This is a genomic window from Blastococcus carthaginiensis (assembly GCF_030731085.1).
GTDB classification, from domain to species: domain Bacteria; phylum Actinomycetota; class Actinomycetes; order Mycobacteriales; family Geodermatophilaceae; genus Blastococcus; species Blastococcus carthaginiensis.
This window is the reverse complement of the sequence record NZ_JASNFN010000010.1, coordinates 46907-71646: the sequence shown is the minus strand read 5'-3', so window position 1 is coordinate 71646 and position 24740 is coordinate 46907. Positions and strand designations below refer to the sequence as shown.

Here is a 24740-nt window from a genome sequence, read left to right as displayed (position 1 = left end):
GCCACGCCGCTCAGGCGGTGAGGACGCTGCCGCCGTCCGCCGGGACCACGCGCCACGGCGTGCCGGGGACCTCGACCACCGGGCCGGCCGCTGCGGCACCGGCCGGCAGCAGCCCGCCCACCAGCCAGCGGGCGGCCGTCGAGAGGACGATGCGACCCTCCTCGTCGACCAGGACGAACGGTGCCGGGAGCCGGCCGAGGACGCGCAGCAGGTGCGCCTCGAAGCTGCGCACGGGGACGTCGGCGCCGGCCACGCCGGCGAACTCGCCGTCGACCACCACCGGCTCGGTCAGGGTCAGGAGGTAGCGGCCGGTGCCGTGCACGTCGACGTAGGGGCCGACCACGTGCCGGCGCCCGGTCCGGCGCGGCACGTCGAACCACTCGGCCGCGGTGTAGTCGTAGTACCCCAGGCTGGTCGGTTTCAGGTCCGGCTCGAGCGAGCGCAACCGACCGCCTTCGGGGTCGACCTGCCACCACTCCAGACGCAGCGGGAGCCCGCGCTCGGGGCGGGGTGCGACGACCAGGCCGAGACCGACGGCGAGCTGGTCCGGCTCCCGGAGGAGCTCGCGGACGTCGTCGGCGAGCACCGGCCCCCGGGTCAGGAAGCCCTCCCGCGCGCCGGGCCGCAGCGCCTCGGCGCGCACGGTGCCGACGGTGCCGAAGACCCGCTCCACCACCTCCGCGACGGCCGCGGCCACCCGCGCGGCCTCCGTCCCGGGCGCGGGGGTCACGAGACCTCCCGCGGGCGGTCGGCCGCTGCTTCCGCACCGGGCAGCCGCAGGCGCAGCTCGATCGACCAGAGCGTCCGCGTCTCGATGTGCTGCTCCGCCCGCGCCCGTGCGCCGGCCGGGTCGCGCGCCTCGACGGCGTCCACGACGGCCCGGTGCCCGGCGACGATGACCCCCAGCAGCTCCGGGACGTGCGCCGGGGGCCACGGCAGCTGGCCGAGCTCGAGGTGCAGGTCCATCTCCTGCATCGTCAGCCGCACCGACTGGGCGCAGGCGGCCAGCTCGACGTAGAAGCGCCCCTCCGCCCGCCGCTGCCCGGTGACGGAGTCGGCCTCGGCCAGCCGGTCGACGATGTCCCGGAGGCGGGCGATCTCGGTGCGGGAAGCGCGCGCGGCGGCCAGCCGGGCGGCGGTCGCCGCGACGGCCCCGTGGACGTCACCGAGCTCCCGCAGGTCCGCGGTGCCGAGCTCGGCCAGCCGGGCCTCGGCCAGCCCCGCCAGCACGTCCTCGCGCGCCCGCACGAAGCTGCCACCGCCGCGGCCGCGGCGGGTCTCGACCAGCCCGAGCTTCCGCAGCTCGGCCAGCGCCTCCCGCAGGGTCACCGTGGAGACGTTGAGCATCGTCGCCAGGTCGGTCTCGGTCGGGAGCTGCTCGCCGTCACCCAGGAGCCCGAGCGCGATCGCACTCCCGACGCGCCGCACCACGGCCTCGCTGCGCAGGGCGCCGTCGTCGAGCGGGGCGAAGACCGCGCGCCGCGCGTCACCGCTGAGCAACTGCACGTCCGCCTCCTCGGTCCGGGATGACCGGAAGTCTCCCACCCACCGCCCGCGGGCTTAACCGTTGATTCCATAGGTTTTGGTGGCTACCGTGACGCACGCCCCAGCCTTCCTGTGACGAGGAGCACCGCAGTGACACAGGTCCAGCCCGAACGGGCACCCGGGCAGGCCCCCCGGGTCGACGCCCTCTCCGAACCGTTCACCCCCGGGGCCCCCTCCAATTCGCCCGAACTGGCGGAGTTCCCCGAGACGCTCGCCGGACCGGTCCCACCGCCGGTGCAGGACCCGAGGACGGCCGCGTTCGTCGAGCAGTGGCGCAACACCTCGTACAACTGCTTCTCCTCGGGCCACAAGTTCTGCCGCGAGGTCTGCCCGGTCACCCAGATCGAGCGCAACGAGTCGTGGACCCCCACGGCCTTCCACGCCAACGTCGTGGCGATGGAGCGCGGCGAGCTCTCCATCGAGGACATCGCCGCCGACTACGTCAACTGCACCCAGTGCGGCGCCTGCGAGCTGCGGTGCCCCAACACGCTGTTCACCGGCGACTTCTACCGCTTCCGCACGCGGACGGTGGACGTGGTGAAGGCGGTGCGCTCGCTCGCCGTCGAGAGCGGTGTGCACCAGCCGGGCTGGCAGAGCTGGAACGAGCGCACCGATCTGCGCACCCACGAGCCGGTGCTGGGCGAGACGCCGGTCAGCCAGGAGAAGGTCCGGGACTGGGCCGAGGGGCTCGACATCCCGATCGGCGGCGAGACCGTCCTGTTCGTCGACTGCGAGGCGGCCTTCTACCGCACCTCGGTGCCGCGCGCGGTGGCACAGATGCTGCAGCTGGCGGGCTACGAGTTCGGCCTCATGGGCGAGCAGTGGTGCTGCGGCGGGCCGGCCGCCGAGATGGGCTACGCCGAGCAGGCGCAGCGCTTCGCGCGGCACAACCTGGACAACTGGCGGGCCACCGGCACCAAGCGCGTGCTCGTGCTCGACCCGCACGACTACATCAGCTTCACCGAGGACTACCCGAAGTACTTCGGCGAGGAGTTCGACATCGAGGTCGTGCTCGTCATCGAGGTGCTGGCCCAGCTCCTGCGCGAAGGGAAGCTGACCCCGTCGGTCCCGGTCGACCGGGCGATCACCTACCACGACCCGTGCCGACTCAACAAGCGCAAGGGCATCTGGGCCGAGCCGCGGGAGCTGCTGCGGGCGATCCCCGGGCTGCGGTTCGAGGACGTCGACCGGGTGACGCAGTGGTCCTACTGCTCCGGCGGCGGCGGCGGCCTGCCGATCGAGAAGCCGGAGCTCACGCGGAAGATCAGCGCGCTGCGCCTGGAGCGGGCCGCGGAGCTCGACGTCGACACCCTGGTCAGCGCCTGCCCGTGGTCGGAGCGGCCGCTGTCGGAGGCCGGCGACGCCGAGGACATCGACGTCGTCGACCTGCACGAGTTGTTCGCCCAGTCGCTCGGGATCACGGTCGGTGGCTCCCGCGGGGACGTCGGTGACCGGCGGCTGGCGCAGGAGCGCACCGGCGTGCCCGGGCGGGCGCGGCGGACCCGCGGCAGCTCCGGTGGCTGCGGTGGGGGTGGCTGCGGCGGCGGCTGCGGGAACGGTTCCGGCGGCTGCGGGTGCGGAGGGCACTGACCATGACGATCACCGAACCGGCGCCGTTCACCACCGAGCCGCTCAGCGACGACCGGCTGCACCAGCTGGTCTCCGCCCTGCGGCCGGCCCTGGACGACGACCAGATCCTGCTGGCGAAGACCGACCGCTACAACCGCGCCCGCGTCCCCGCGCCGTTCCCGGTGCACCGCTGGTCGGAGCGGGTGCCCGACGTCGTGGTGATGCCGCGGACCACGGAGCAGGTCGCCGCCGTCGTGCGGATCGCCAACGACCTCCGCATCCCGGTCGTCCCCCGGGACGGCGGCACCGGGCTGACCGACGGCGCGGTGCCCATGCGGCGCGGCATCGTCGTCGACGTCAAGAAGATGAACCAGATCCACGAGCTGGACCTGGTCAACCGCACGGTGACGGTGGGCACCGGGATCAGCATGCTCAAGCTGAACGAGCGGCTCGCGCAGCACGGGCTGTTCTACCCCGACGACCCGGCGTCCTACCCGTGCTCGCTGGTCGGCGGGCGGATCGGCACCAGCGGCTGGTCGCTGATCGGCTCGCGCTACGGCCACACCCGGGACCTGGTGCTCAGCTTCGACCACGTGCTCCCCACCGGCGAGGTCCTGCACGTCGGTGACGGCATCGGGGGGAAGATCAGCAAGAGCTCGAGCGGCTACCAGCTCAAGCACCTGTTCATGGGCCACCAGGGCACGCTGGGCATCGCGACCAAGGCCACGCTCAAGCTGTTCCCCAAGCCGGAGGCCGAGCTCTCCCCGTTCTGGGCGTTCGACAACTACGAGGACGCGCACGCCTGCACGGGTGCCCTGGCCCGCGCCGGGGTGGCGACCTTCGCCGGCGCCGTCCTGTTCGACGAGCACAAGGTCGCCTACCTGCGGCGCGACGACGAGGCGTACATCCCGCAGCCGGCGGACGTCCGGGCGCTGGTCTGCTCGGTGATGTACGGCTACGAGGACGAGGTCCGCGCCGGGGGGAAGCGGCTGTTCCGCATCGCGAAGGAGCACGGGGCCCGCTACCTCGGCGACGAGATCTCCGAGGGCGACTGGGCGGCCCGGCACGACCGGTACGCCACCCCCCTGCACGGCCGCACCAAGGACGGCCAGGTCATCCCCATGTCCTGGCACTGCGAGGACGCCGCGGTCAACTTCTCGAACGTGCCCGCGGTCAGCCGTGCCTGGCACGGGATCCTGGCCGACCTGCGGCGCAGGACCGACGTCTTCGACGACTGGGGCATGTTCGCCTACACCTCGGCGGCCACCGGGGTGGACTACCTCACCGAGATCGACGTCGGCATCTGGGAGCAGCGCCTCGACGACGCGGCCTGGGCAGCCTGGGTGCAGGCCAAGCGGGACATCGCGGCGGTGGCGCTCGCGCACGGCGGCTCGATGAGCGCCTGCCACGGGTCCTGCCGGGAGGGCGAGGTCGACCTGCTGCCGGAGGAGCTCGGCAAGGGGTTCGACGTGATGCTCGACGTCAAGCGCGCGCTCGACCCGAACAACGTCATGAACCCCGGCAAGTACCTGCTGGACCGCGCGTACGGGAGGGACACGACCGATGAGGGACGTTGACCAGGAGCAGGACCCGGGCCCGGCCGCGACCGCGCCGTACCGCTTCGCCGACCAGCACACGCCGCCCGTGGCGCAGCGGGTCAGCGAGGTCGCCCAGACGACGTTCGAGCACGTCTACGAGGTCGACCCCCGGCTGATGGAGGTGCACGTCCTCCAGCAGGTGTTCCCCAACTGGGACACGTTGCGCATCATGCGCAGCCGGCACGACCACCTCGAGTGGATGCACCACCACTTCGCCGAGAAGGTGGTGACCGGCTCGGAGCTCCTGGCCGAGGTCGAGCGCGAGAGCGCACCGACGCCGCCACCCCTGTAGGACGGCGCCGACCCCCGGCCGGGACCCGCAGCGCACTCCCGGCCGGGCGGTCGGCTACGGATCTCGTTTTCATCCGGGCCGCACGCCGCGAGGACTAGCGGTGGGACGCCCTCGACCGATAGGAATCAGTCGTGACCGAGAAGCTGGAACTGAAGAACTTCGTCGGCGGGCAGCAGACCGACACCACCGACGGCCGACGGATGGACCTGGTCGACCCGAGCACCGGCGAGGTCTTCGCGTCCGCCCCGGTCTCCGGGCCCGAGGACGTCGACCGGGCCTACCGCACCGCCGCCGATGCGTTCGAGACCTGGCGCGACACCACGCCCTCGGAGCGGCAGCGGGCGTTGCTGCGGCTGGCCGACGCGGTGGAGGAGCACGCCGAGGAGCTCATCGCGCTGGAGAGCCGCAACACCGGCAAGCCGATCGGGCTGACCACGTCGGAGGAGATCCCCCCGATGGTCGACCAGATCCGGTTCTTCGCCGGTGCCGCCCGGACCCTGGAGGGGAAGGCCGCAGCCGAGTACATGGCCGGGCACACCAGCTGGATCCGCCGCGAGCCGATCGGCGTCGTCGGTCAGGTGACGCCGTGGAACTACCCGATGATGATGGCGGTCTGGAAGATCGCCCCGGCGCTCGCGGCGGGCAACACCGTCGTCCTCAAGCCGTCGGACACCACGCCGGTGACCACGCTCCGGCTGGCCGAGCTCGCCGCCGACATCCTCCCGCCGGGTGTCCTCAACGTCGTCTGCGGGGACCGGGACACCGGCCGGGCGCTGGTCGAGCACCCGACGCCCCAGCTGGTGGCGATCACCGGCTCGGTCCGCGCGGGCATGGAGGTGGCCGGAGCCGCGGCGCGGGACGTCAAGCGGGTCCACCTGGAGCTCGGCGGCAAGGCGCCGGTCGTGGTGTTCGACGACGCCGACCTCGAGGCGGCCGCCGAGGCGATCGCCGTGGCCGGCTACTTCAACGCCGGGCAGGACTGCACCGCCGCGTCCCGGGTGCTGGCCGGCCCCGGCATCCACGACGACTTCGTGGCGGCGCTGACCGAGCAGGCCCGGAGCACCGCCACCACCTACGCGAACGGTGCCGGGGACGAGGACGCCATGGTGCCGCCGGTGAACAACGCCAACCAGCTGGCGCACGTCACCGGGTTCCTGGACCGGGCGCCCGACCACGCGCAGGTCACCGCGGGCGGGCGCCGGCAGGGCGACCGCGGGTTCTTCGTCGAGCCGACCGTCGTCGCCGGGCTGCGGCAGGACGACGAGATGGTGCAGCGGGAGATCTTCGGGCCGGTCATCACCGTGCAGCGGTTCACCGACGAGGACGAGGCGGTGCGCTGGGCGAACGGTGTGGAACTCGGCCTGGCCTCCAGCGTGTGGACCAGGGACTTCGGCCGCGCCATGCGGATGAGCAAGCGGCTGGACTTCGGCTGCGTGTGGATCAACGCGCACATCCCGCTGGTCGCCGAGATGCCGCACGGCGGGTTCAAGCACTCCGGCTACGGCAAGGACCTCTCCCTCTACGGGCTCGAGGACTACACCCGGGTCAAGCACGTCATGGCCAACATCGACAGCTGAGGCAGCACACGACGAGGCCCCGGTCCGATCGGACCGGGGCCTCGCCGTGTCGCGGGCCGGTAGGCCGACAGATCACACAGCGATGCCGGTGAGCACGAGGACGCGCTCCTCCGTGAGGTCCTCCATCGCGGCGTGCACACCCTCGCGGCCGGTACCGGAGTCCTTCACGCCGCCGTAGGGCATCTGGTCGGCGCGGAAGCTGGGCACGTCGCCGATCACCACTCCCCCGACATCGAGCACCTGGGCCGCGCGGAAGGCCACCTGCAGGTCCCGGGTGAAGACGCCGGCCTGCAGGCCGAAGCGGCTGTCGTTCACCCGCGTGAAGGCCTCGTCCAGGGAGTCGACGGTGTCGAGGACGACGACCGGGCCGAAGACCTCCTCGCAGGACACCTTCACGTCCGCCGGGACGTCGGCGAGCACGGTCGGGGCGTACGACGCCCCGTCCCGGGTCCCACCGGCGAGGAGGCGGCCGCCTGCGGCCACGGCCTCGTCGACCCAGCTCTCCACCCGGCGGGCGGCCTGCTCGTCGATCAGCGGGCCGACGTCGGTCGCGCTGTCGGTCGGGTCTCCGGTGACCAGCTTCCCCACCGCCTCGACCACCCGGTCGGTGAGCCCGGCGGCGATGTCGCGGTGGGCGAACACCCGCTGCACCGACACGCAGGACTGCCCGGCCTGGTACATCGCGAAGGTGGCGATGCGGGTGGCCGCCCAGTCCAGCGCAGCGTCGTCCTGGTCGGGGGCGACCACCGCCGCCGCGTTGCCGCCGAGCTCCAGGGTGACGTGCTTGCGCGGCGCGGACTCGCGGATCGACCACCCCACGGGCACCGACCCCGTGAACGAGACGACCGGCAGGCGCGGGTCGCGCACCAGCTGCGCGGCCACCTCGTTCGGCACCGGGAGCACCGACCACGAACCGGCCGGCAGGTCGGTCTCGGCCAGGATCTCGCCGAGCAGCAGGGCGCTCAGCGGCGTCGCCGGGGCAGGCTTCAGCACGATCGGGGCGCCGACCGCGATCGCCGGGGCCACCTTGTGGGCCACCAGGTTCAGGGGGAAGTTGAACGGCGCGATCCCCAGCACCGGGCCACGCGGGGCGCGGCGCACCAGCGCCATCCGGCCGCTGGCGGCCGGGTCGGTGTCCAGCCGCTGCAGCGTGCCCGACCACCGGCGGGCCTCCTCGGCTCCCCACCGGAAGGTGGAGACCGCACGGGCGGCCTCCGAGCGGGCCCACTTCAGGGGCTTGCCCGACTCCGCGGTGATCAGCGCGGCGATCTCCTCGGCCCGCTCGGCGAGCCGGTGGGACACGTGGTCCAGCGCAGCCGCCCGCACGTGCGCCGGGGTCGCCGCGCAGGCGGCCCGGGCGTCGTGGGCGGCGGAGACCGCGGCCTCGACGTCCTCCGCGGTCGCGTTCGTCGTGCGGCCGGCGAGCGCGCCGTCGAACGGCGACCGCACCTCCAGCACATCGGTTCCGGTCGCCGGCCGGCCCGCGATCCAGTACGGGGTCGTCGTCATGGCTCCTCCTCAGGTTCCGGACGGAGCCTGCCCGAGTCCCGCGATCCCGCGGGATGTCCGGTCCGGCCACTCCGCGCCGGCCGGTGCGCCATCCCGGCACTAGTGGCCCAGGACGTCCTCCAGCGCGGCCAGCACGAGGCCGACCCTGGCGGGCGACGCGTTCGGACCCATCAGCCCGATCCGCCAGACGGTCGAGGCGTAGGCGCCGGCCCCCGCGCCGATCTCCAGGTCGTACCGCTCCAACAGCTCCTTCCGCACCGCGGCGGAGTCCACGCCGTCGGGCACCTTCACCGTCGTCAGCTCCGGCAGCCGGTGGCCCTCCGCGGCGAAGAGCTCCAGCCCCAGCTCGGCCAGCCCCTCGTGCAGCAGCCGGCCCGCCTCGGCGTGCCGGGCGTGCACGGCATCCAGCCCCTCGTCGAGGATCCGCCCCAGCCCGGCGTGCAGCGACACGACCATCCCGGTCGGGGCGGTGTGGTGGTAGGTGCGGCCTCCCGAGCCGGCGGCCTCGCCCGCGTACCCGCCGAGCATGCCGAGGTCGAGGTACCAGCTCTGCGGCTTCTCGATCCGCCGCTCCCAGGCGCGGTCGGAGATGGTGAACGGCGCGAGCCCCGGCGGTACGCCCAGGCACTTCTGCGAGCCGGAGTACGCCAGGTCCACGCCCCACTCGTCCAGCCGCACCGGGATCCCGCCGAGCGAGGTGACGCAGTCGGCGAGCAGCAGGGCGTCGCCCTTGCCGGCGGCGAGCGGCTCGAGGTCCGAGCGCACGCCGGTGGAGGTCTCGGCGTGCACGGCGGCGATCAGCTTCGGCGACGGGTGCGCGGCCAGCACCCGCTCGGCGTCGACCGGCTGCCCCCACTCGTGCTCGACGGCGACGACCTCGGCGCCGCACCGGGCGGCGACGTCGGTCATCCGCTGCCCGAACAGGCCGTTCACCGCGACGACGACGACGTCGCCCGGCCCCACCGTGTTGACGAACGCCGCCTCCATGCCCGCCGACCCGGTGGCCGACAGCGGGAGCGTGCGCCGGTTCTCCGTCCCGAACACCTGGCGCAGCCGGTCGGAGGTCTCGTCCAGCACCTGCAGGAACAGCGGGTCGAGGTGCCCCAGCAGCGGCAGGCCGAGCGCGGCGGTCGCCTCCGGGTAGGGGTTGGACGGACCGGGACCGAGCAGGGTGCGGGCGCGCAGCGGCATGTCCAGCAAACTACCGGCGTGGCCACCGACCAGCCGGACGACCTCGATCGCACGGCCGCGATCGCGATGTACCGGGAGTACGCCGCCACGCTGCCCGCTCCGCCGCTCGAGGAGCCCGCGGTCGAGAGGTTCGGCGACAGCGCGCCGCTGGCCGACGAGCTCATCGGCCTGGTGCTGGCCGGGACCAAACGTGCGACGGCCGCACTGGTCGTCGACTTCCTCGACGACAACCAGCCGCTGCCGCGCATCGGCGGGCACTGGATCGCCTGCGACGGCAGCGGCGCGCCCCGCTGCGTCCTCCGGACGACGGAGCTGCGGCTCGGCCCGCTGCACAGCGTCGACGACGCCTTCGCCTGGGACGAGGGAGAGGACGACCGGACGCGGGACAGCTGGCTGCGCGAGCACGAGCGCTACTTCCGGCGCACCCTGCCCCCGCGTGGCCGGACCTGGGCCGACGATGTCGAGGTGGTCTTCGAGCGCTTCCGCGTCGTGTGGCCCCCCGAGGTCGCCGGCTAGGACATCGTCGGCCTCCGGCCGACACCGCGGCCAGGTGCCGTCCCGGCCTTCGCTGAGCCGCTGCCCGTGTCCCCGCCGGGAGGGCCTCCGGCCCCCCGCGGCAGGTCCACCCGGTCTACGACCGGCTGGGGTCGCTCGGGCCCGGCGCGCCGGGCTGACCCGGCAGGGCCGGCTCCTCGGGCCTCGCGTCGATGCCGGCCTCCTTGCGCTGCGCCTCGGTGATCGGCGTCGGCGCACCGGTCAGCGGGTCGAACCCGGCACCGGTCTTCGGGAACGCGATGACCTCACGGATCGACTCCACCCCCGACAGCAGGGCCGAGAGCCGGTCCCAGCCCAGCGCGGCCCCCGCGTGCGGCGGCGGGCCGTAGGCGAACGCCTCGAGGAAGAAACCGAACCGCTCGCGGGCCTCCTCCCGGGACATGCCGAGGGTCTCGAACACCCGCTCCTGCAGCTCGGCGTCGTGGATGCGCACCGAGCCGCTCATCACCTCGTTGCCGTTGATCACCATGTCGTAGGCGTCGGACAGCGCCGCGCCCTTGTCCTCGGCGAACCGGTCGCGCCACTCGGGGGTGGGCGAGGTGAACGGGTGGTGCATGAAGGTCCAGTCGCCGTCCTCGGTCTCCTCGAACATCGGGAAGTCGACGACGAACAGGAACGACCAGGACCCGGGCTCGATGAGGTCGAGACGCTTGGCGATCTCGTTGCGGGCCGCGCCGAGCAGTTCCTGCGAGGTGCGGCGGGCGCCGGCGGCGAAGAAGACGCAGTCGCCCGGCGCAGCACCCACGGCCTCCACCAGCCCGTCGCGCTCGGCGTCGGAGATGTTCTTGGCGACCGGCCCGCCGAGCGTGCCGTCCTCGGCGATCGTGACGTAGGCCAGTCCGCGCGCGCCCCGGGACCTGGCCCAGTCCTGCCAGGCGTCGAACGCCCGCCGCGGCTGCGAGCCGCCGCCGGGCATGACGACGGCGCCGACGTAGGGCGCCTGGAAGACCCGGAACGGGGTGTCGGCGAAGTACGAGGTCAGCTCGGTGAGCTCGATGCCGAAGCGCAGGTCGGGCTTGTCCGAGCCGAACCGGTCCATGGCCTCGCGGTAGGTCATCCGCGGGATCTCGGGGATCTCGTAGGACGCCAGCTCCCGCCACAACGCGCCGACGACGTCCTCGGCGATCGCCAGCACGTCGTCGCGCTCGACGAAGCTCATCTCGAAGTCCAGCTGGGTGAACTCCGGCTGCCGGTCGGCGCGGAAGTCCTCGTCCCGGAAGCAGCGGGCGATCTGGTAGTAGCGCTCCAGGCCGCCGATCATCAGCAGCTGCTTGAACAGCTGCGGAGACTGCGGCAGCGCGTACCACTTGCCCTGCTGCAGGCGCACCGGCACGAGGAAGTCCCGCGCGCCCTCGGGGGTGGAGCGCGTCAGGTTCGGCGTCTCCACCTCGGTGAACCCGTGACCGGCCATCACCCCGCGGGCGATGCGGCTGATCTCCGAGCGCAGCCGCATGGCCCTCGCCGGGCCCTGCCGGCGCAGGTCGAGGTAGCGGTACTTGTAGCGGACGTCGTCGGAGGCCGCCTGGTCGGTCTCGATCGGGAACGGCAGCGGCGCCGAGGCCGACAGCACGCGCAGCTCCGAGGTGGCCACCTCGATGTCGCCGGTGGGCAGCTCGGGGTTCTCGTTGCCTTCCGGCCGGCGCCGCACCTCACCGGTGACGAGCACGCAGTACTCGTTGCGCAGGTGGTGGGCCTCCTCCTCGCGGACGACGACCTGCACGTACCCGGAGGCGTCGCGCAGGTCGAGGAAGACCACCCCGCCGTGGTCGCGGCGGCGGGCCACCCAGCCGGCGAGGGTGACGGTGGTGCCGGCGTCGGACGCGCGCAGCGTTCCGGCGTCGTGGGTGCGGAGCACGGAGGTGCCTTTCGAGAGAGACAGGGAGGGGGTTACCAGCGGTCGTGCACGTGGGCGCGGATGCGCTCGTCGTACACGCGCTCGAGGTCGGCGAGCTGGCTGTCCGAGAGCGGCGCCATGGTGGCGGCCGCGACGTTGCCGCGCACCTGGGTGACGTTGCGCGCCCCCGGGATGACGGTGGTGACGCCGGGCTGGTCGATGACCCAGCGCAGCGCGAACGCAGCGGTGGGCACCGCGTCGCCGGCGATCTCGGCCACCTCGCGGGCCGCGGCGACGCCGACGTCGAACGGCACACCGGCGAAGGTCTCGCCGACGTCGAAGGCCTCGCCGTTGCGGTTGAAGTTCCGGTGGTCGTCGGCCGGGAAGGTCGTCGACTCGTCGTACTTGCCGGTGAGCAGCCCGCTGGCCAGCGGGACGCGGGCGAGCACGCCCACGCCGGCGGCGGCAGCGGCGGGGAGCAGCTCCTCCAGCGGCTTGCGCCGGAAGATGTTGAGGATGACCTGGATGGTGGCCACGCCCGGGTGCTGCAGCGCCGTCAGGCCCTCCTCGACGGTCTCCACCGAGACGCCGTAGGCGGCGATCGAGCCGTCGGCGACGAACCCGTCGAGGGTGTCGTACACGCGCTGGTCGGAGTAGACGGCGGTCGGCGGGCAGTGCAGCTGCACCAGGTCGAGGGTGTCGACGCCGAGGTTGCGGCGCGACCGGTCCACCCAGGCGCGCAGGTTCTCCTGCGTGTACTGCGCGGCCTCGAACGGGTCGGCGCGCCGGCCGGCCTTGGTGGCCACGAACGGCCGGTCGGCCCGGGGCGCGAGCGCCTTGCGGATCCGCTCCTCGGAGCGGCCGCCGCCGTAGACGTCGGCGGTGTCCAGCAGGGTCACCCCGGCGTCGAGCGCGGCGTCGAGCACCTCGGCGGCGGTGTCCTCGTCGACGTCGCCCCAGTCACCGCCGAGCTGCCACGTGCCCAGCCCGATCACGCCGACCTCGGCCCCGGTCCTCCCGAGCGGTCGCTGCTCCATCGAAGTACTCACTCCTCCACACTCGCACGCACGGTCTCGAACAGCTCGCCCACGGGCACGGGCCGCTGCTCGCCGGTGCGCATGTCCTTGAGCTGGCCGACGCCCTCGGCCAGGTCCCGCTCCCCCACGACGACGACGTGCGTGGCGCCGGAGCGGTCCGCGGCCTTCATCGCGCCCTTGAGCCCGCGGTCGCCGTAGACGGTGTCGGCGGGGATCCCGGCCTCCCGGAGCTGCCCGACCAGCCGGACGGCCAGCCGCTTGGCCTCGGCTCCCAGCGGGACGACGAACGCCTGCACCCCGGCGGCCACGCCGACGTCGAGCCCCTCGGCCTGGACGGCCAGCAGCGTGCGGTCGACCCCGACGGCGTAGCCGATCCCGGAGACGTCGGGCCCGCCCAGGGCCGCCGACAGCCCGTCGTAGCGCCCGCCGCCGCCGATGGCCGACTGCGCGCCCAGGCCGTGGTGCACGAACTCGAACGTCGTCTTCGTGTAGTAGTCCAGCCCGCGGACCAGCTTCGGCGCCTCGGTCCACGGAACGCCGAGGTCGGTGAGGTGCTGGCGGACGGCGTCGTAGTGGGCCTTCGTGGAATCCGAGAGGTGGTCGACCATCAGCGGGGCGTCGTCGAGCTGCGCCTGCACCTCGGGCCGCTTGTCGTCGAGCACCCGCAGCGGGTTGATCGCGGCCCGGCGCCGGGTCTCCTCGTCGAGGTCCAGCTTGTCCAAGAAGGCCACCAGCAGGTCGCGGTACTGCGGGCGGCAGGTGGCGTCGCCCAGCGAGGTGAGCAGCAGCTCGAAGTCGGTGAGGCCGAGATCGCGGAACCCCTGCACGCCCAGCGCCACCACCTCGGCGTCCAGCGCCGGGTCGTCGACGCCGAGCGCCTCCATGTCCACCTGGGTGAAGTGGCGGTACCGGCCGGCCTGCGGCCGCTCGTAGCGGAACGCCGTGCCGACCGTCCAGAGCTTCACCGGCAGCGCGCCGCCGTGCAGGCGGTGCTCGATGAAGGCGCGCATCAGCCCGGCGGTGAGCTCGGGGCGCAGGGTCAGCGAGCGACCGCCGCGGTCGGTGAAGGTGTACATCTCCTTCGTCACGACGTCGGTGGACTCACCGACGCCGCGGGAGAAGACGGCGGTCTCCTCGAACACCGGCGTCTCGACGTAGCCGTAGCCGGCCCGCCGCAGCGGCGCGGTCAGCGTGTCGCGGACGGCGAGGAAGCGGGCGGAGTCCGGCGGCAGCGTGTCGAAGGTGCCCTTCGGCGCGGTCAGCCCGCTCACGTGTCCTCCTCGCTGGCCCTCGTCAGCCGCGTTCGCGGAGCTGCTGTGCCCTCTGGTGAGCTCGCAGGCTCGCTCACAACCCCCGCCCCTTCGGCGCGACCGCGGCCTCGGCCAGGTAGGGGTTGGTCGCCCGCTCGCGGCCGATCGTCGTCGCCGGGCCGTGGCCGGGCAGCACGACGGTCTCGTCGGCGAGCGGCAGGACGACGTCGCGCAGCGACGAGAGCATCGCGTCCCACGAGCCGCCGGGCAGGTCCACGCGGCCGACCGAGCCGGCGAAGAGCACGTCGCCGGCGAGCAGCCCGGGCGCCTCGCCGAGGTCGAGCTCGAAGACCACCGAGCCCTGGGTGTGCCCGGGCGCGTGCCGCACGGTGAGGTCCACCCCGGCCAGCGACAGCACCGCGCCGTCGTCGAGCGACTGCACGTCCGACGGGTCCGGCAGCCGGACGCCGGTGATCAGCGGGGCCAGCGCGGGCCCGTGCCAGCGGGCGGGGTCGCTGAGCATCCCGAAGTCGTCGGGGTGCAGGTAGGCGGGGATGTCGTAGCCGTCGCAGACCGGCAGCACCGAGAAGGTGTGGTCCAGGTGCCCGTGGGTGAGCACCACGGCGACGGGCTTGAGACCGTCCTCGGCGAGCATCCGGGCGAGGGGTTCGACGGCGTCCATGCCCGGGTCGACGACGACGCACTCCTGCCCCGGTCCGGACGCCACGGCATAGCAGTTGGTGCCGAACGCGCCGGCGGGGAACGAACGGATGAGCACCCGTGCAGGTTACGCGGGGGCGCACGGGCGTTCCGGCGCTGCCAGGGAACGTCCAGTCCCGCCACCTAGACTTCCACCCCGACCAGCGCCGCCGCCCGCCGTCGCGGCCGCCCACGAAGCCCCGTCCGCCCGAGGAGTCCGCCCCCGTGCCCACGAACAAGCAGCGTCGGGAAGCCGCGCAGCGTCACCTGCAGCGCCAGCTGGAGCGCCGCGCCGAGCAGGCGAAGAAGCGCCGCCGGAACCTCGGGCTGCTGCTCACCGCGCTCGCCGTCGTCGTGGTCGTCGGGGCCGCCCTGCTCATCACGAACGTGTTCGGCGGCGACGACGCGACCGACGACCTGGCGGCCGAGCCGACCACGCCGGCGGCCACCTCGTCGGCGGCGCGCACCACCAACGCCGACGGCACGGTCACCTGCGAGTACCTGCCCGACGAGTCGGGCAACACCAACCTCACCGACGTGGGCACCCCGCCCAACCCGGAGGCCACGCCCACGCAGGGCACCGCCACCGTGCTGATGAGCACCGACCAGGGCGACCTCACGCTCACCCTGGACCGGGCGCAGGCCCCCTGCGCGGCGGCCAGCTTCACGTACCTCACCGAGCAGGGCTTCTACGACGGCACGCCCTGCCACCGGCTGGTCAACGCCGAGACCTTCGGGGTGCTGCAGTGCGGCGACCCGACCGGCACCGGCTCCGGCGGGCCCAGCTACAAGTACGCCGAAGAGGTCACCCCGGACACGACCTACCCCCGCGGGACCGTCGCCATGGCCAAGACCGCGGCCCCGAACAGCACGGGCGGCCAGTTCTTCCTGACCTTCGTCGACACCGAGCTGCCCCCGGAGTACACGGTGGTCGGCACGATCGACGAGGCCGGCCTCGGTGTGCTCGACGCGGTCGCCGCCGGCGGGGTCCAGGGTGCCGAGGGCCCGGGCGACGGCGCCCCGAACATCCCGGTCACCATCGAGGACATGGCCGTCGTCGGCTGAGCCGGCCGCCCTCCCGGCTCACCTGCAGGGCTCCTGGCTCACCACCGGAGGTGAGCCAGGACCCGGAACGATCAGGTGACCTGATCACCAGGGAACGGCGCCGGCGGGGTGCGCGGGGCCGCGGTGGTCAGGCCGTGACGCGCTCGACGTCGAAGACGCCCTCGACGTTGCGCACCGTCTGCAGCACCGCGCCCAGGTGCGCGGGGTCGGCCAGCTCGAAGGTGAACCGGCTGATCGCCACCCGGTCGCGGCTGGTCTGCACCGACGCGGAGAGGATGTTCACCCGCTCGTCGGCGAGCGCCTTGGTCACGTCCGACAGCAGGCGGTGCCGGTCGAGGGCCTCCACCTGGATGGCCACCAGGAACACCGACCCCGGCGAGGAGGCCCACTCGACCTCCACCAGACGTTCAGGCTTGCTCCGCAGATCCCCGGCGTTGGTGCAGTCGGTGCGGTGCACGCTGACACCCCCGCCGCGGGTCACGAAGCCGAGCACCTCGTCGCCGGGCACCGGGGTGCAGCACTTGGCGAGCTTGGCCCAGACGTCGGTCATGCCGTGGACGATGATCCCCGGGTCGCCGCGGGCCGTGCGCCGCGTCGAGGGCCGGCGGGTCGGGATGGCGGTCTCGGCGATGTCCTCCGCCGCGCCCTCGCTGCCGCCCAGGGCGGCCATGAGCTTCTCGACCACGGAGGCGGCCGAGAGCTGGCTCTCCCCCACCGCCGCGTAGAGGGCGGTGACGTCGGCGAACCGCAGGTCCTTGGCCAGCGTCGACAGCGCCTCGCCGCCGAGCAGCCGCTGCAGCGGCAGGCCCGCCTTGCGCATGGCCCGGGTCAGCGCCTCCTTGCCGGCGTCGACCGCGTCCTCACGGCGCTCCTTGGTGAACCACTGGCGGATCTTCGTCCGGGCGCGCGAGGAGCCGACGAAGGTCAGCCAGTCCTTCGAGGGGCCGGCCGTGGGCGACTTCGAGGTGAAGATCTCGACGACGTCGCCGTTGGAGAGCTTGCTGTCCAGCGAGACCAGCGAGCCGTTCACCCGGGCTCCGATGGTGCGGTAGCCGACCTCGGTGTGCACCGCGAAGGCGAAGTCGACCGGCGTGGACTCGCCCGGCAGGCTGACGACGTCGCCCTTGGGCGTGAAGACGAAGACCTCCTGCGGCCCCAGGTCGTAGCGCAGGGTCTCGAGGAACTCCCCGGGCTCCTGGGCCTCGCGCTGCCAGTCCAGCAGCTGGCGGAGCCACAGCATGTCGTCGGCCGAGCCGGCCTTGGGCGGCGCGCCGCTCTCCCCCGCCGCGGGCTTGCCGCCGGCGCGGGCCTTCTCCTTGTACTTCCAGTGCGCCGCGATGCCGTACTCGGCGGTGCGGTGCATGTCGTGGGTGCGGATCTGCAGCTCGACCGGCTTGCCCTGCGGCCCGATGACCGTCGTGTGCAGCGACTGGTACATGTTGAACTTCGGCATCGCCACGAAGTCCTTGAACCGGCCGGGCACCGGCTGCCAGTGGGCGTGCATGATGCCCAGCGCCGCGTAGGTGTCGCGCACCGAGTCGACCAGGATCCGGATGCCGACGAGGTCCCAGATGTCGGTGAAGTCCCGGCCCCGGACGATCATCTTCTGGTAGATCGAGTAGTAGTGCTTGGGGCGGCCGGTGACGACGGCCTCGATCTTGGCCGCCCGCAGCTGCTCGGTGACCGACGCGGTGACCTCGGCCAGGTAGGTGTCGCGGGAAGGCGCCCGCTCGGCGACCAACCGCACGATCTCGTCGTAGCGCTTCGGGTAGAGCGTGGCGAACGCGAGGTCCTCGAGCTCCCACTTGATCGTGTTCATGCCCAGCCGGTGGGCCAGCGGGGCGAGGATCTCCAGCGTCTCGCGCGCCTTCTTCTCCTGCTTCTCGGGCGGGAGGAAGCGCAGCGTGCGCATGTTGTGCAGCCGGTCGGCGAGCTTGATGACCAGCACCCGCGGGTCGCGGGACATCGCCACGATCATCTTGCGGATCGTCTCGGCCTGGGCCGCGTCGCCCAGCTTCACCTTGTCGATCTTCGTGACGCCGTCGACGAGGTGGGCCACCTCCGAGCCGAAGTCGGTGGTGATCGTCTCCAGGGTGACGCCGGTGTCCTCGACGGTGTCGTGCAGCAGCGCCGCGATCAGCGTCGTGGTGTCCATGCCGAGGCCGGCGAGGATGGTGGCGACGGCGAGCGGGTGGGTGATGTAGGGGTCGCCGCTCTTGCGCTTCTGGCTGCTGTGCGCGCTCTCCGCGACGTCGTAGGCCCGCTGCAGCAGCACCAGGTCGGCCTTGGGGTGGCTCTGCCGGTGCAGGGCCGCGAGCGGTTCCAGGACCGGCCGGACCAGGCCGCTGCGCTGGCCGGCGACGATCCGGCGGGCGAGCCGGTCGCGGACGCGCCGGCGCGGGGTGCCGGGCTCGGCGTCGGGCTCCGCGCCGACGTCGTCGGGACGGCGGACCGCCGGGCGCTCGGGCAGCGGGCTGCGCACGGGCGCCTCGGCCACGGGCTCGGCGACGACCCCACCGGTGGCTGCCCCGGCCCGCGCGGCAGCCGCGTCGGCGGCTACTTCGGAGGCCACGGCGACTCCTGCGGCTGGCAGAGGGGGGACCCTCACCATGCTAGCGGGACCGCGCCCGCCGCCGCCGGGCTCGCGACCGGGATCTCCCTCGGTCAGGTGGCCCAGAGGGCGTGCACGGTGTGCGGGGCCAGCAGCTGCCGGCCACCGAGCGCGGCCAGCTCCACGACCACCGAGATCCCCGCCACGACCCCGCCGAGCTGCTCCACCAGCGCGATGGCGGCGCCGAGCGTGCCACCGGTGGCGAGCACGTCGTCCACGAGCAGCACCCGCTGCCCGGGCCGGACGGAGTCCGCGTGCAGCTCCAGCGTCGCGGTGCCGTACTCCAGGGTGTACTCGGCCGAGACCCGTTCGCGCGGCAGCTTGCCCGCTTTGCGGACCGGCACCACCCCGACGCCGGCGTCGAGCGCGACGGCCGCAGCGAGCAGGAACCCGCGCGCCTCCACCCCGGCGACGACGTCGAAGGGACGACCACCGGGGTGCCGGGTGGCCAGCGCGGCCGTCCGGGGGTCCGACGCGCCCGGGGTGGCCAGCCCGTCGACCATCCGCCGGAAGGCGTCACCGTCGGCGAAGACCGGCGTCAGGTCCCGGAAGACGATCCCGGGCTCGGGGTGGTCCGGGACGTCGACGGTGAGCGAGGCGATGAGCTGGTCGAGCGGGAGCTCGGCGGGCACCGCGCTCACCGGCGCCGCTTGCCCGACGGCCGACCGGCGCCCGGGCGCTGCGGCCGGACGCCAGGCCGCGGCGCGGCGGTGGCGCCCCGCGACCCGTCCGGGCGCACCGACGCGGGTGACTCCACGACGACGTCCGCCGGCACGCTCTCGGGCAGGTCGGCCACGGCCACCCCGCCGGCCGGCCGGCGCCGCCGCGCGCTGGCGACCGGGCCGGCCGGGGCGGCAGCACCGCCCGTGCGGGCGGCCGAGGAGCGCCGGGCCAGCACCCGCCGGCGCAGCGCCTGGACCTCGGGCTCCCGCTCCTTGAGGTCGGCGACGATCGGCGTGGCGAGCACGATCGAGGAGTAGGTGCCGGCGGCCAGGCCCACGAAGAGCACGAGGGCGAGGTCCTTGAGGGTGCCGACGCCGAGCAGCCCGGCCCCGACGAAGAGGAGACCCGCGACGGGGAGCAGCGCGATGACCGAGGTGTTGATCGACCGCATCAGCGTCTGGTTGACGGCCAGGTTGGCCGCCTCGCCCCAGGTCATCCGGGCGCTGCGCTCGAGGTCGCGGGTGTTCTCGTCGACCTTGTCGAACACCACCACGGTGTCGTAGAGCGAGAACCCGAGGATGGTCAGGAAGCCGATGACCGTCGACGGCGTCACCTCGAACCCGACCAGCGAGTACACCCCGGCGGTGATCACGATGTCGTGCACCAGCGCGGCCATGGCGCCGACCGCCATCTTCGGCTGGAAGCGCACGGCCAGGAAGAGGACGACCGCGACGAGGAAGACGGCCAGCGCGACGAGCGCCTGGTCGGTGATGTCCTGGCCCCACTCGGCGCTGACCGACTCCGGGCTCACCGACTCGGGCGCGATGCCGACGGTCTCGGCCAGCTCCTCCACCACGGCGCGCTCGGTCTCGTTGTCGAGCTGGGCCGTGCGGATGAGCAGCGTGTCCCCGCCGACGATCTGCGCCGTCGCCACCTCGGCCCCGGCGTCCTCGGCCGCGGCCCGGGCGTCCTGCAGCTGCTCCTGGGTGCCGGGCAGGCGGAAGCTGTTGCCGCCGGCGAAGTCGATGCCGAAGTTGAAGCCGCGGAACACCATGGAGGCGATGCACAGCAGCACCACGATCGCGGTGATCTTGTAGATCAGCCGGCTGCGGCCGACGACGTCCAACCCGGCCTCGCCGTTGTAGAGCCGGTGCGCGAGCCCCGCGCGCCCGGCCCGGGGGGCCGGGGTCGCGGCGACGTCGTCGTCGGCCGGATCCTGGGGCAGGCCGGCGTCGGCGAGCGCCTCCTCGCCGGTGGCCACCGGCTCGTCCGCGGGCGTCGGCTCGTCCGCGGGCGTCGGCTCCGCCGGGTCCGTCGGGCGGGTCATGTGGTGCTCCTGTCCTGGCGACCACCGGAGGCGGCGCCGACGAGTTCCCCGGCGGGCGCCTCCGTACCGGGCCGGCGGGTGTGCTCCACCCGTCCCAGCCCGGAGAAGCGGTTCCGGCCGAAGCCCTTGAACCGCGACAGCACGGCCATGAGCGGGTGGGTGAAGAGGAAGACGACGACGAGGTCCAGCACGGTCGACATGCCGAGGGTGAAGGCGAAGCCCTTCACGTCCCCGATCGCCAGCAGGTAGAGGATCGCCGCGGCCAGGAAGCTCACCGCATCCGCGGACAGGATCGTGCGTCGCGCGCGGACCCAGGCCCGCGGGACGGCGGACCGCAGCGACCGGCCCTCGCGGATCTCGTCCTTGAGCCGCTCGAAGTAGACGACGAAGGAGTCGGCGGTGATGCCGATCGACACGATGAACCCGGCGATGCCGGCGAGGCTCAGGGTGAAGCCGATCTCGCGGCCCAGCAGGATCAGGCAGGCGTAGACCACCACCGCCGAGAGGGCGAGGCTGGCGATCATCACCAGGCCGAGCAGCCGGTAGTAGAGGAGCGCGTACACGAACACCAGGGCGATGCCGATCGCCCCGGCGATCAGCCCGGCCTCGAGCTGCTCCTCGCCGAGCTCGGTGGAGATCGACTGCGCCGTCGCCTGGGTGAAGGTCAGCGGCAGGGCGCCGTAGCGCAGTTGGTTGGCCAGCTCGGTGGCCGACTCCTGGTCGAACTGACCGGTGATCGTCGTCGGGTTGGTGGTGATCGGGCTGTTGACGGTCGGCGCCGAGATGACCCGCCCGTCCAGGGTGAAGGCGACCGGCGAGCCGACGTTGGCGGTGGTGTACGTCGCCCACGTGGCGAGGCCGTCGGACTGGAAGTCCAGCAGCACGATCCACTCACCGGTCCCGGGCTCGGTGCCCGGGTTGGCGTCGTCGATCTCGGTGCCCTCGATGATCGTGGGTCCGAGCAGGTACTTGGCGGTGCCGTCCTCGCTGCAGGCGGCCACGAAGGAATCCGGCCGCGCGACGTCGCCGGTGACGTTGTCCGCCTCGCAGGTGAGGGTGGCGAACTCGGCCGCCGCCTCCTCCTGCGTCACGGCGGGTGCGTCCGGGTCGGGCAGGGTCGGGTCCTCGACGGCGCCGTCGGCGACCTCGGGGTCCACGCCCTCCTCGGCCCCCTCCTCCGTGGCGGGGTCCTCCTCGGCCGGGACGGCCGGGGCGGGGCCCTGGACCACCGGCCGGAACCGCAGCTGCGCGGTGGCGCCGAGCTGGCGGGCCTGCTCGCCGTCGTCCCCCGGGACGGAGATGATGATGTTGCTGTCGCCCTCGGTGACCACCTCGGCCTCGGCGACGCCGAGCCCGTTGACCCGCTGCTCGATGATCTGGCGGGCGAGCTCCAGGTCCTCCTGGGCCGGCGCCTGACCGTCGGGGGTCCGGGCGGCGAGGGTCACCGTGGTGCCGCCGCGCAGGTCGAGGCCGAGCTGCGGGGTGCGGGTGTCCCCGGTGAAGAACACCAGCCCGTAGAGCAGGGCGACGATCAGCGCGAACGCGCCGAAGTAGCGCCCCGCCGGGAGCGTGCGGTTGGCCACGGAGCTCCTCCGGGTCAGACGGTGCCGTCGGCCGGGCGCGCGGCGTCCCCGTCGGACGGCGCGGCGCCTGCCGGGCGGCGCACCTCGAGGATCGCCTGCCGGGCGAAGGTGACGACGACGCCCGGGGCGATCTCCAGGTCCAGCGTCGTGTCCCCCAGCGCGGCGACGGTGCCGTGCATGCCGCTCGTGGTCATGACCGGGGTGCCGATCGCGAGGGAGGCCTGCAACGCGGCCTGCTGCTCCTGCATGCGCTTGCGCTGCCGCGCGGGCAGGACGAACAGCACGACGGCCAGCAGGGCCAGCATGATCAGCGGGAAGTACTCCACGACAGGTGTGCCTCTCTTCCGCGACAGGTGCCTCGCGGTGGTGCGGCCCGGGACGGGACCGCTCGGGTGCGTCGGTTGCCGTGCGCGCGGCGACCAGGCGGGACGCGCACGGCCCGGCCTGCGAGTTGCGCGCCAGCGTCCGGGAGTCTAGGCGTCGAACAGGGTCTCTGACGACGACCCCGGTACCGGTGGGTCTGCTGTGACCCGCCCGAGGGGGACGCCGCCCCGCGGCACCGGCCGGCCCAGGTGCTCCCAGGCGGCCTCGGTGGCGACCCGCCCGCGCGGCGTGCGCGCCAGCAACCCGGCCCGCACGAGGAACGGCTCGCACACCTCCTCGACGGTGTGCGGCTCCTCCCCCACGGCGACGGCGAGGGTGGCGACGCCCACCGGCCCGCCGCCGAACTTGCCCACGAGCGCCTCGAGGACGGCGCGGTCGAGGCGGTCCAGCCCGAGGTGGTCGACGTCGTAGAGCGCCAGCGCGGCCTCGGCGACCTGCAGGGTGACGCGGCCGTCGGCCTCCACCTCGGCGTAGTCGCGCACCCGGCGCAGCAGCCGGTTGGCGATGCGGGGGGTCCCGCGGGAGCGGCCGGCGATCTCGGCGGACCCTTCGTCGGTGAGCTCGACGCCGAGCAGCGCGGCGCTGCGGGCGAGCACCCGCTGCAGCTCGGCCGGCTCGTAGAACTCCATCTGCCCGACGAAGCCGAACCGGTCGCGGAGCGGGCCGGTCAGCAGCCCGGCCCGGGTGGTGGCCCCGACGAGGGTGAAGGGGTTGATCTCCAGCGGGATCGCCGTCGCCCCCGGCCCCTTGCCGACGACGACGTCGACGCGGAAATCCTCCATCGCCATGTAGAGCAGTTCCTCGGCGGGCCGGGCGATGCGGTGGATCTCGTCGATGAAGAGCACGTCGCCGGGCGCCAGGTTCGACAGCATCGCCGCCAGGTCGCCCGACCGCTCGATCGCCGGACCGCTGGTGATCTTCACCGAGGTGCCGAGCTCGGAGCCGATGATCAGCGCCAGGCTGGTCTTACCGAGCCCGGGCGGCCCGGAGAGCAGCACGTGGTCGGGGGTACGCCCGCGCCGCTTGGCCCCCTCGAGGACCAGGGCGAGCTGGCGGGCGACCTTCGGCTGGCCGATGAAGTCGTGCAGCGAGTGCGGCCGGAGCGCGGACTCGACGACCCGCTCCTCGTCGCCGGCCTGCGGCGACACCGCCCACTCCGGCGTCACGTCGGCGGCCAGGTCGCCGGTCAGCGACCGGTCGAACGGGGCGCTCACGACCTACCCAGCAGCTGGAGGGCCCGCCGCAGCAGCACCGCGACCTCCACGCTCCCGGTCGCGGCGATCTGCTCGTCGGCCACCGGGGCGAGCTGACCCACCGCGGTCTCGGCCTCCTTGCCGCTCCACCCCAGGCCGACCAGCGCGCTGGAGAGCTGGTCCCGCCACGGGGCCACCGGCGTGAGCGACGGCAGCCCGGTGGGGGCGGGCGCGTCCAGGGAGGTGTCGGTGGTGGTGGAGCCCAGCCGGTCGCGCAGCTCCAGGATCAGCCGCTCGGCGCCCTTCTTGCCGATGCCCGGCACCTGCATGAGCGCCTTGACGTCGGCCATCGAGACCGCCCGGCGCACCTCGCGCGGCGGGTGGATCGCCAGCACCGCCTGCGCCAGGCGCGGGCCGACGCCGTTGGCGGTCTGCAGCAGCTCGAACAGCTGGCGCTCGTCGTCGTCGGCGAAGCCGTAGAGGGTGAGCGAGTCCTCGCGCACCACCAGGCTGGTGGCCAGCCGGGCGGCCTCCCCCACCTGCAGGCGGGCGATGGTGCCCGGGGTGCACTGCACCGCGAGGCCGATCCCGCCGACATGAACGACGGCGCCGTCCGGGGAGACCGCGGCGACCCGGCCGCTCACGCTGGCGATCATCGCGCCGCCACCCCCGTCCACCGCGGCAGCGTGGTGGACCGCACCGGCGCACCGATGCCGCCGGCGAGCGCCGCCGTGCGCAGCCGCTGCTGCGCCGGACCGCGCCAGGCGTGGCAGACGGCCAGCGCGAGCGCGTCGGCGGCGTCGGCCGGCTTGGGGGCGGCCGCGAGCCCGAGGACCCGGGTGATCATGAGGGTGACCTGCTCCTTGTCCGCGCGGCCGTTGCCGGAGATGGCCGCCTTGACCTCGCTGGGCGTGTGCCAGGCGACCGGCCGGTCGGCCTGGGCCGCGGCGAGCGCAGCGACCCCGGCCGCCTGCGCCGTCCCCGTGGCGGTGCCCTTGTTGTTCTGGGTGAACACCCGCTCGATGGCGACCACGTCGGGGCGGTGCTCGCGCAGCAGCGCCGTGACCGCGGTGTGCAGTTCCAGCAGCCGCAACTCCACGTCCAGCTCCGCCAGGGTGCGGACCACCCCGACCCCGACCGCCGTCGGCCGCGCCCCCGGGCGCCCGTCGACCACTCCCCACCCGCACCGGGTGAGGCCCGGGTCGATGCCGAGCACCCGCATGGTCACGCTCCCGTCAGCCGAACTGGTGTTCGACCG

At 73.7% G+C, this 24740-nt stretch carries 22 protein-coding genes; 6 read left to right on the top strand and 16 right to left on the bottom strand.

The features are described 5' to 3' along the window. Window positions 1-10 precede the first annotated feature (10 nt). Entirely contained in the window at window positions 11-730 is a 720-nt protein-coding gene (locus QOZ88_RS09885) for a PDC sensor domain-containing protein (RefSeq protein ID WP_305999608.1), read from the bottom strand. Then, window positions 727-1506, bottom strand: coding sequence for a FadR/GntR family transcriptional regulator (locus QOZ88_RS09880; protein WP_305999607.1), 780 nt, complete (start codon window positions 1504-1506; stop codon window positions 727-729). Before QOZ88_RS09880 ends, QOZ88_RS09885 begins: the two co-directional genes overlap by 4 nt. 129 nt (window positions 1507-1635) lie before the next feature. Between QOZ88_RS09880 and QOZ88_RS09875 the strand changes: the two genes are divergently transcribed. The 4 genes from QOZ88_RS09875 (at window position 1636) to QOZ88_RS09860 (ending at window position 6581) form a co-directional block, all read left to right on the top strand. Next, a complete protein-coding gene (locus QOZ88_RS09875; RefSeq protein WP_305999606.1) occupies window positions 1636-3135 on the top strand; it encodes a (Fe-S)-binding protein in 1500 nt (499 codons plus the stop codon). 2 nt (window positions 3136-3137) lie between these two features. Then, complete coding sequence (locus QOZ88_RS09870; protein WP_305999605.1) at window positions 3138-4691, top strand: FAD-binding oxidoreductase; 1554 nt, start codon at window positions 3138-3140, stop codon at window positions 4689-4691. Beyond that, window positions 4678-5004: a hypothetical protein gene (locus QOZ88_RS09865; RefSeq protein WP_305999604.1), complete on the top strand. Its 327-nt coding sequence runs from the start codon at window positions 4678-4680 to the stop codon at window positions 5002-5004. Before QOZ88_RS09870 ends, QOZ88_RS09865 begins: the two co-directional genes overlap by 14 nt. 131 nt (window positions 5005-5135) lie before the next feature. Further along, a complete protein-coding gene (locus QOZ88_RS09860; RefSeq protein WP_305999603.1) occupies window positions 5136-6581 on the top strand; it encodes a gamma-aminobutyraldehyde dehydrogenase in 1446 nt (481 codons plus the stop codon). A gap of 72 nt (window positions 6582-6653) precedes the next feature. On the opposite strand, the gene QOZ88_RS09855 is transcribed toward QOZ88_RS09860, so the two are convergent. Both QOZ88_RS09855 and QOZ88_RS09850 read right to left on the bottom strand, forming a co-directional pair. Further along, a complete protein-coding gene (locus tag QOZ88_RS09855) occupies window positions 6654-8090 on the bottom strand; it encodes an aldehyde dehydrogenase family protein (protein WP_305999602.1) in 1437 nt (478 codons plus the stop codon). 99 nt (window positions 8091-8189) lie between these two features. Beyond that, on the bottom strand, window positions 8190-9281 hold the full coding sequence (locus tag QOZ88_RS09850) for a pyridoxal-phosphate-dependent aminotransferase family protein (RefSeq protein ID WP_305999601.1): 1092 nt from the start codon (window positions 9279-9281) through the stop codon (window positions 8190-8192). A gap of 18 nt (window positions 9282-9299) precedes the next feature. Between QOZ88_RS09850 and QOZ88_RS09845 the strand changes: the two genes are divergently transcribed. After that, window positions 9300-9797, top strand: coding sequence for an ASCH domain-containing protein (locus QOZ88_RS09845; protein ID WP_305999600.1), 498 nt, complete (start codon window positions 9300-9302; stop codon window positions 9795-9797). A 115-nt stretch (window positions 9798-9912) separates the two neighbouring features. Here the strand turns inward: QOZ88_RS09845 and aspS are convergent, their stop codons facing one another. From aspS to QOZ88_RS09825, 4 genes are all read right to left on the bottom strand, one after another. Continuing rightward, entirely contained in the window at window positions 9913-11691 is a 1779-nt protein-coding gene (gene aspS / locus QOZ88_RS09840; protein ID WP_305999599.1) for an aspartate--tRNA ligase, read from the bottom strand. 32 nt (window positions 11692-11723) lie between these two features. Beyond that, entirely contained in the window at window positions 11724-12707 is a 984-nt protein-coding gene (locus QOZ88_RS09835) for an aldo/keto reductase (protein WP_305999598.1), read from the bottom strand. A gap of 8 nt (window positions 12708-12715) precedes the next feature. Beyond that, complete coding sequence (gene hisS / locus QOZ88_RS09830) at window positions 12716-13978, bottom strand: histidine--tRNA ligase (RefSeq protein ID WP_305999597.1); 1263 nt, start codon at window positions 13976-13978, stop codon at window positions 12716-12718. Window positions 13979-14051: 73 nt separating this feature from the next. Continuing rightward, on the bottom strand, window positions 14052-14735 hold the full coding sequence (locus QOZ88_RS09825) for an MBL fold metallo-hydrolase (protein ID WP_305999596.1): 684 nt from the start codon (window positions 14733-14735) through the stop codon (window positions 14052-14054). A gap of 146 nt (window positions 14736-14881) precedes the next feature. Here QOZ88_RS09825 and QOZ88_RS09820 point away from each other — a divergent pair, with 146 nt between their 5' ends. After that, window positions 14882-15721, top strand: coding sequence for a peptidylprolyl isomerase (locus QOZ88_RS09820; protein ID WP_305999595.1), 840 nt, complete (start codon window positions 14882-14884; stop codon window positions 15719-15721). 127 nt (window positions 15722-15848) lie between these two features. Here QOZ88_RS09820 and QOZ88_RS09815 read toward each other — a convergent pair whose 3' ends face one another. The 8 genes from QOZ88_RS09815 to ruvC form a co-directional block, all read right to left on the bottom strand. Next, window positions 15849-18293 carry a RelA/SpoT family protein gene (locus QOZ88_RS09815; RefSeq protein WP_305999594.1) on the bottom strand — a complete coding sequence of 815 codons (2445 nt, stop codon included), beginning with the start codon at window positions 18291-18293 and terminating at the stop codon, window positions 15849-15851. 92 nt (window positions 18294-18385) lie between these two features. Beyond that, the gene (locus QOZ88_RS09810) at window positions 18386-18973 is read right to left on the bottom strand and encodes an adenine phosphoribosyltransferase (protein ID WP_305999593.1); all 588 of its coding nucleotides are present in this window, start codon (window positions 18971-18973) and stop codon (window positions 18386-18388) included. Then, on the bottom strand, window positions 18970-20322 hold the full coding sequence (gene secF, locus QOZ88_RS09805) for a protein translocase subunit SecF (RefSeq protein WP_305999592.1): 1353 nt from the start codon (window positions 20320-20322) through the stop codon (window positions 18970-18972). The genes QOZ88_RS09810 and secF overlap by 4 nt, the downstream gene beginning before the upstream one ends. Continuing rightward, on the bottom strand, window positions 20319-21905 hold the full coding sequence (gene secD, locus QOZ88_RS09800; protein WP_305999591.1) for a protein translocase subunit SecD: 1587 nt from the start codon (window positions 21903-21905) through the stop codon (window positions 20319-20321). The genes secF and secD overlap by 4 nt, the downstream gene beginning before the upstream one ends. Window positions 21906-21919: 14 nt before the next feature. Beyond that, window positions 21920-22231 (bottom strand): preprotein translocase subunit YajC, encoded by a 312-nt coding sequence (gene yajC / locus QOZ88_RS09795; protein WP_305999590.1) that lies wholly within the window; start codon window positions 22229-22231, stop codon window positions 21920-21922. Window positions 22232-22378: 147 nt separating this feature from the next. Continuing rightward, window positions 22379-23503: a Holliday junction branch migration DNA helicase RuvB gene (ruvB, locus tag QOZ88_RS09790; RefSeq protein WP_305999589.1), complete on the bottom strand. Its 1125-nt coding sequence runs from the start codon at window positions 23501-23503 to the stop codon at window positions 22379-22381. After that, window positions 23500-24159: a Holliday junction branch migration protein RuvA gene (ruvA, locus tag QOZ88_RS09785; RefSeq protein ID WP_305999588.1), complete on the bottom strand. Its 660-nt coding sequence runs from the start codon at window positions 24157-24159 to the stop codon at window positions 23500-23502. Before ruvA ends, ruvB begins: the two co-directional genes overlap by 4 nt. Beyond that, window positions 24135-24704, bottom strand: coding sequence for a crossover junction endodeoxyribonuclease RuvC (gene ruvC, locus QOZ88_RS09780; protein WP_305999738.1), 570 nt, complete (start codon window positions 24702-24704; stop codon window positions 24135-24137). The genes ruvA and ruvC overlap by 25 nt, the downstream gene beginning before the upstream one ends. Window positions 24705-24740: the final 36 nt, after the last annotated feature.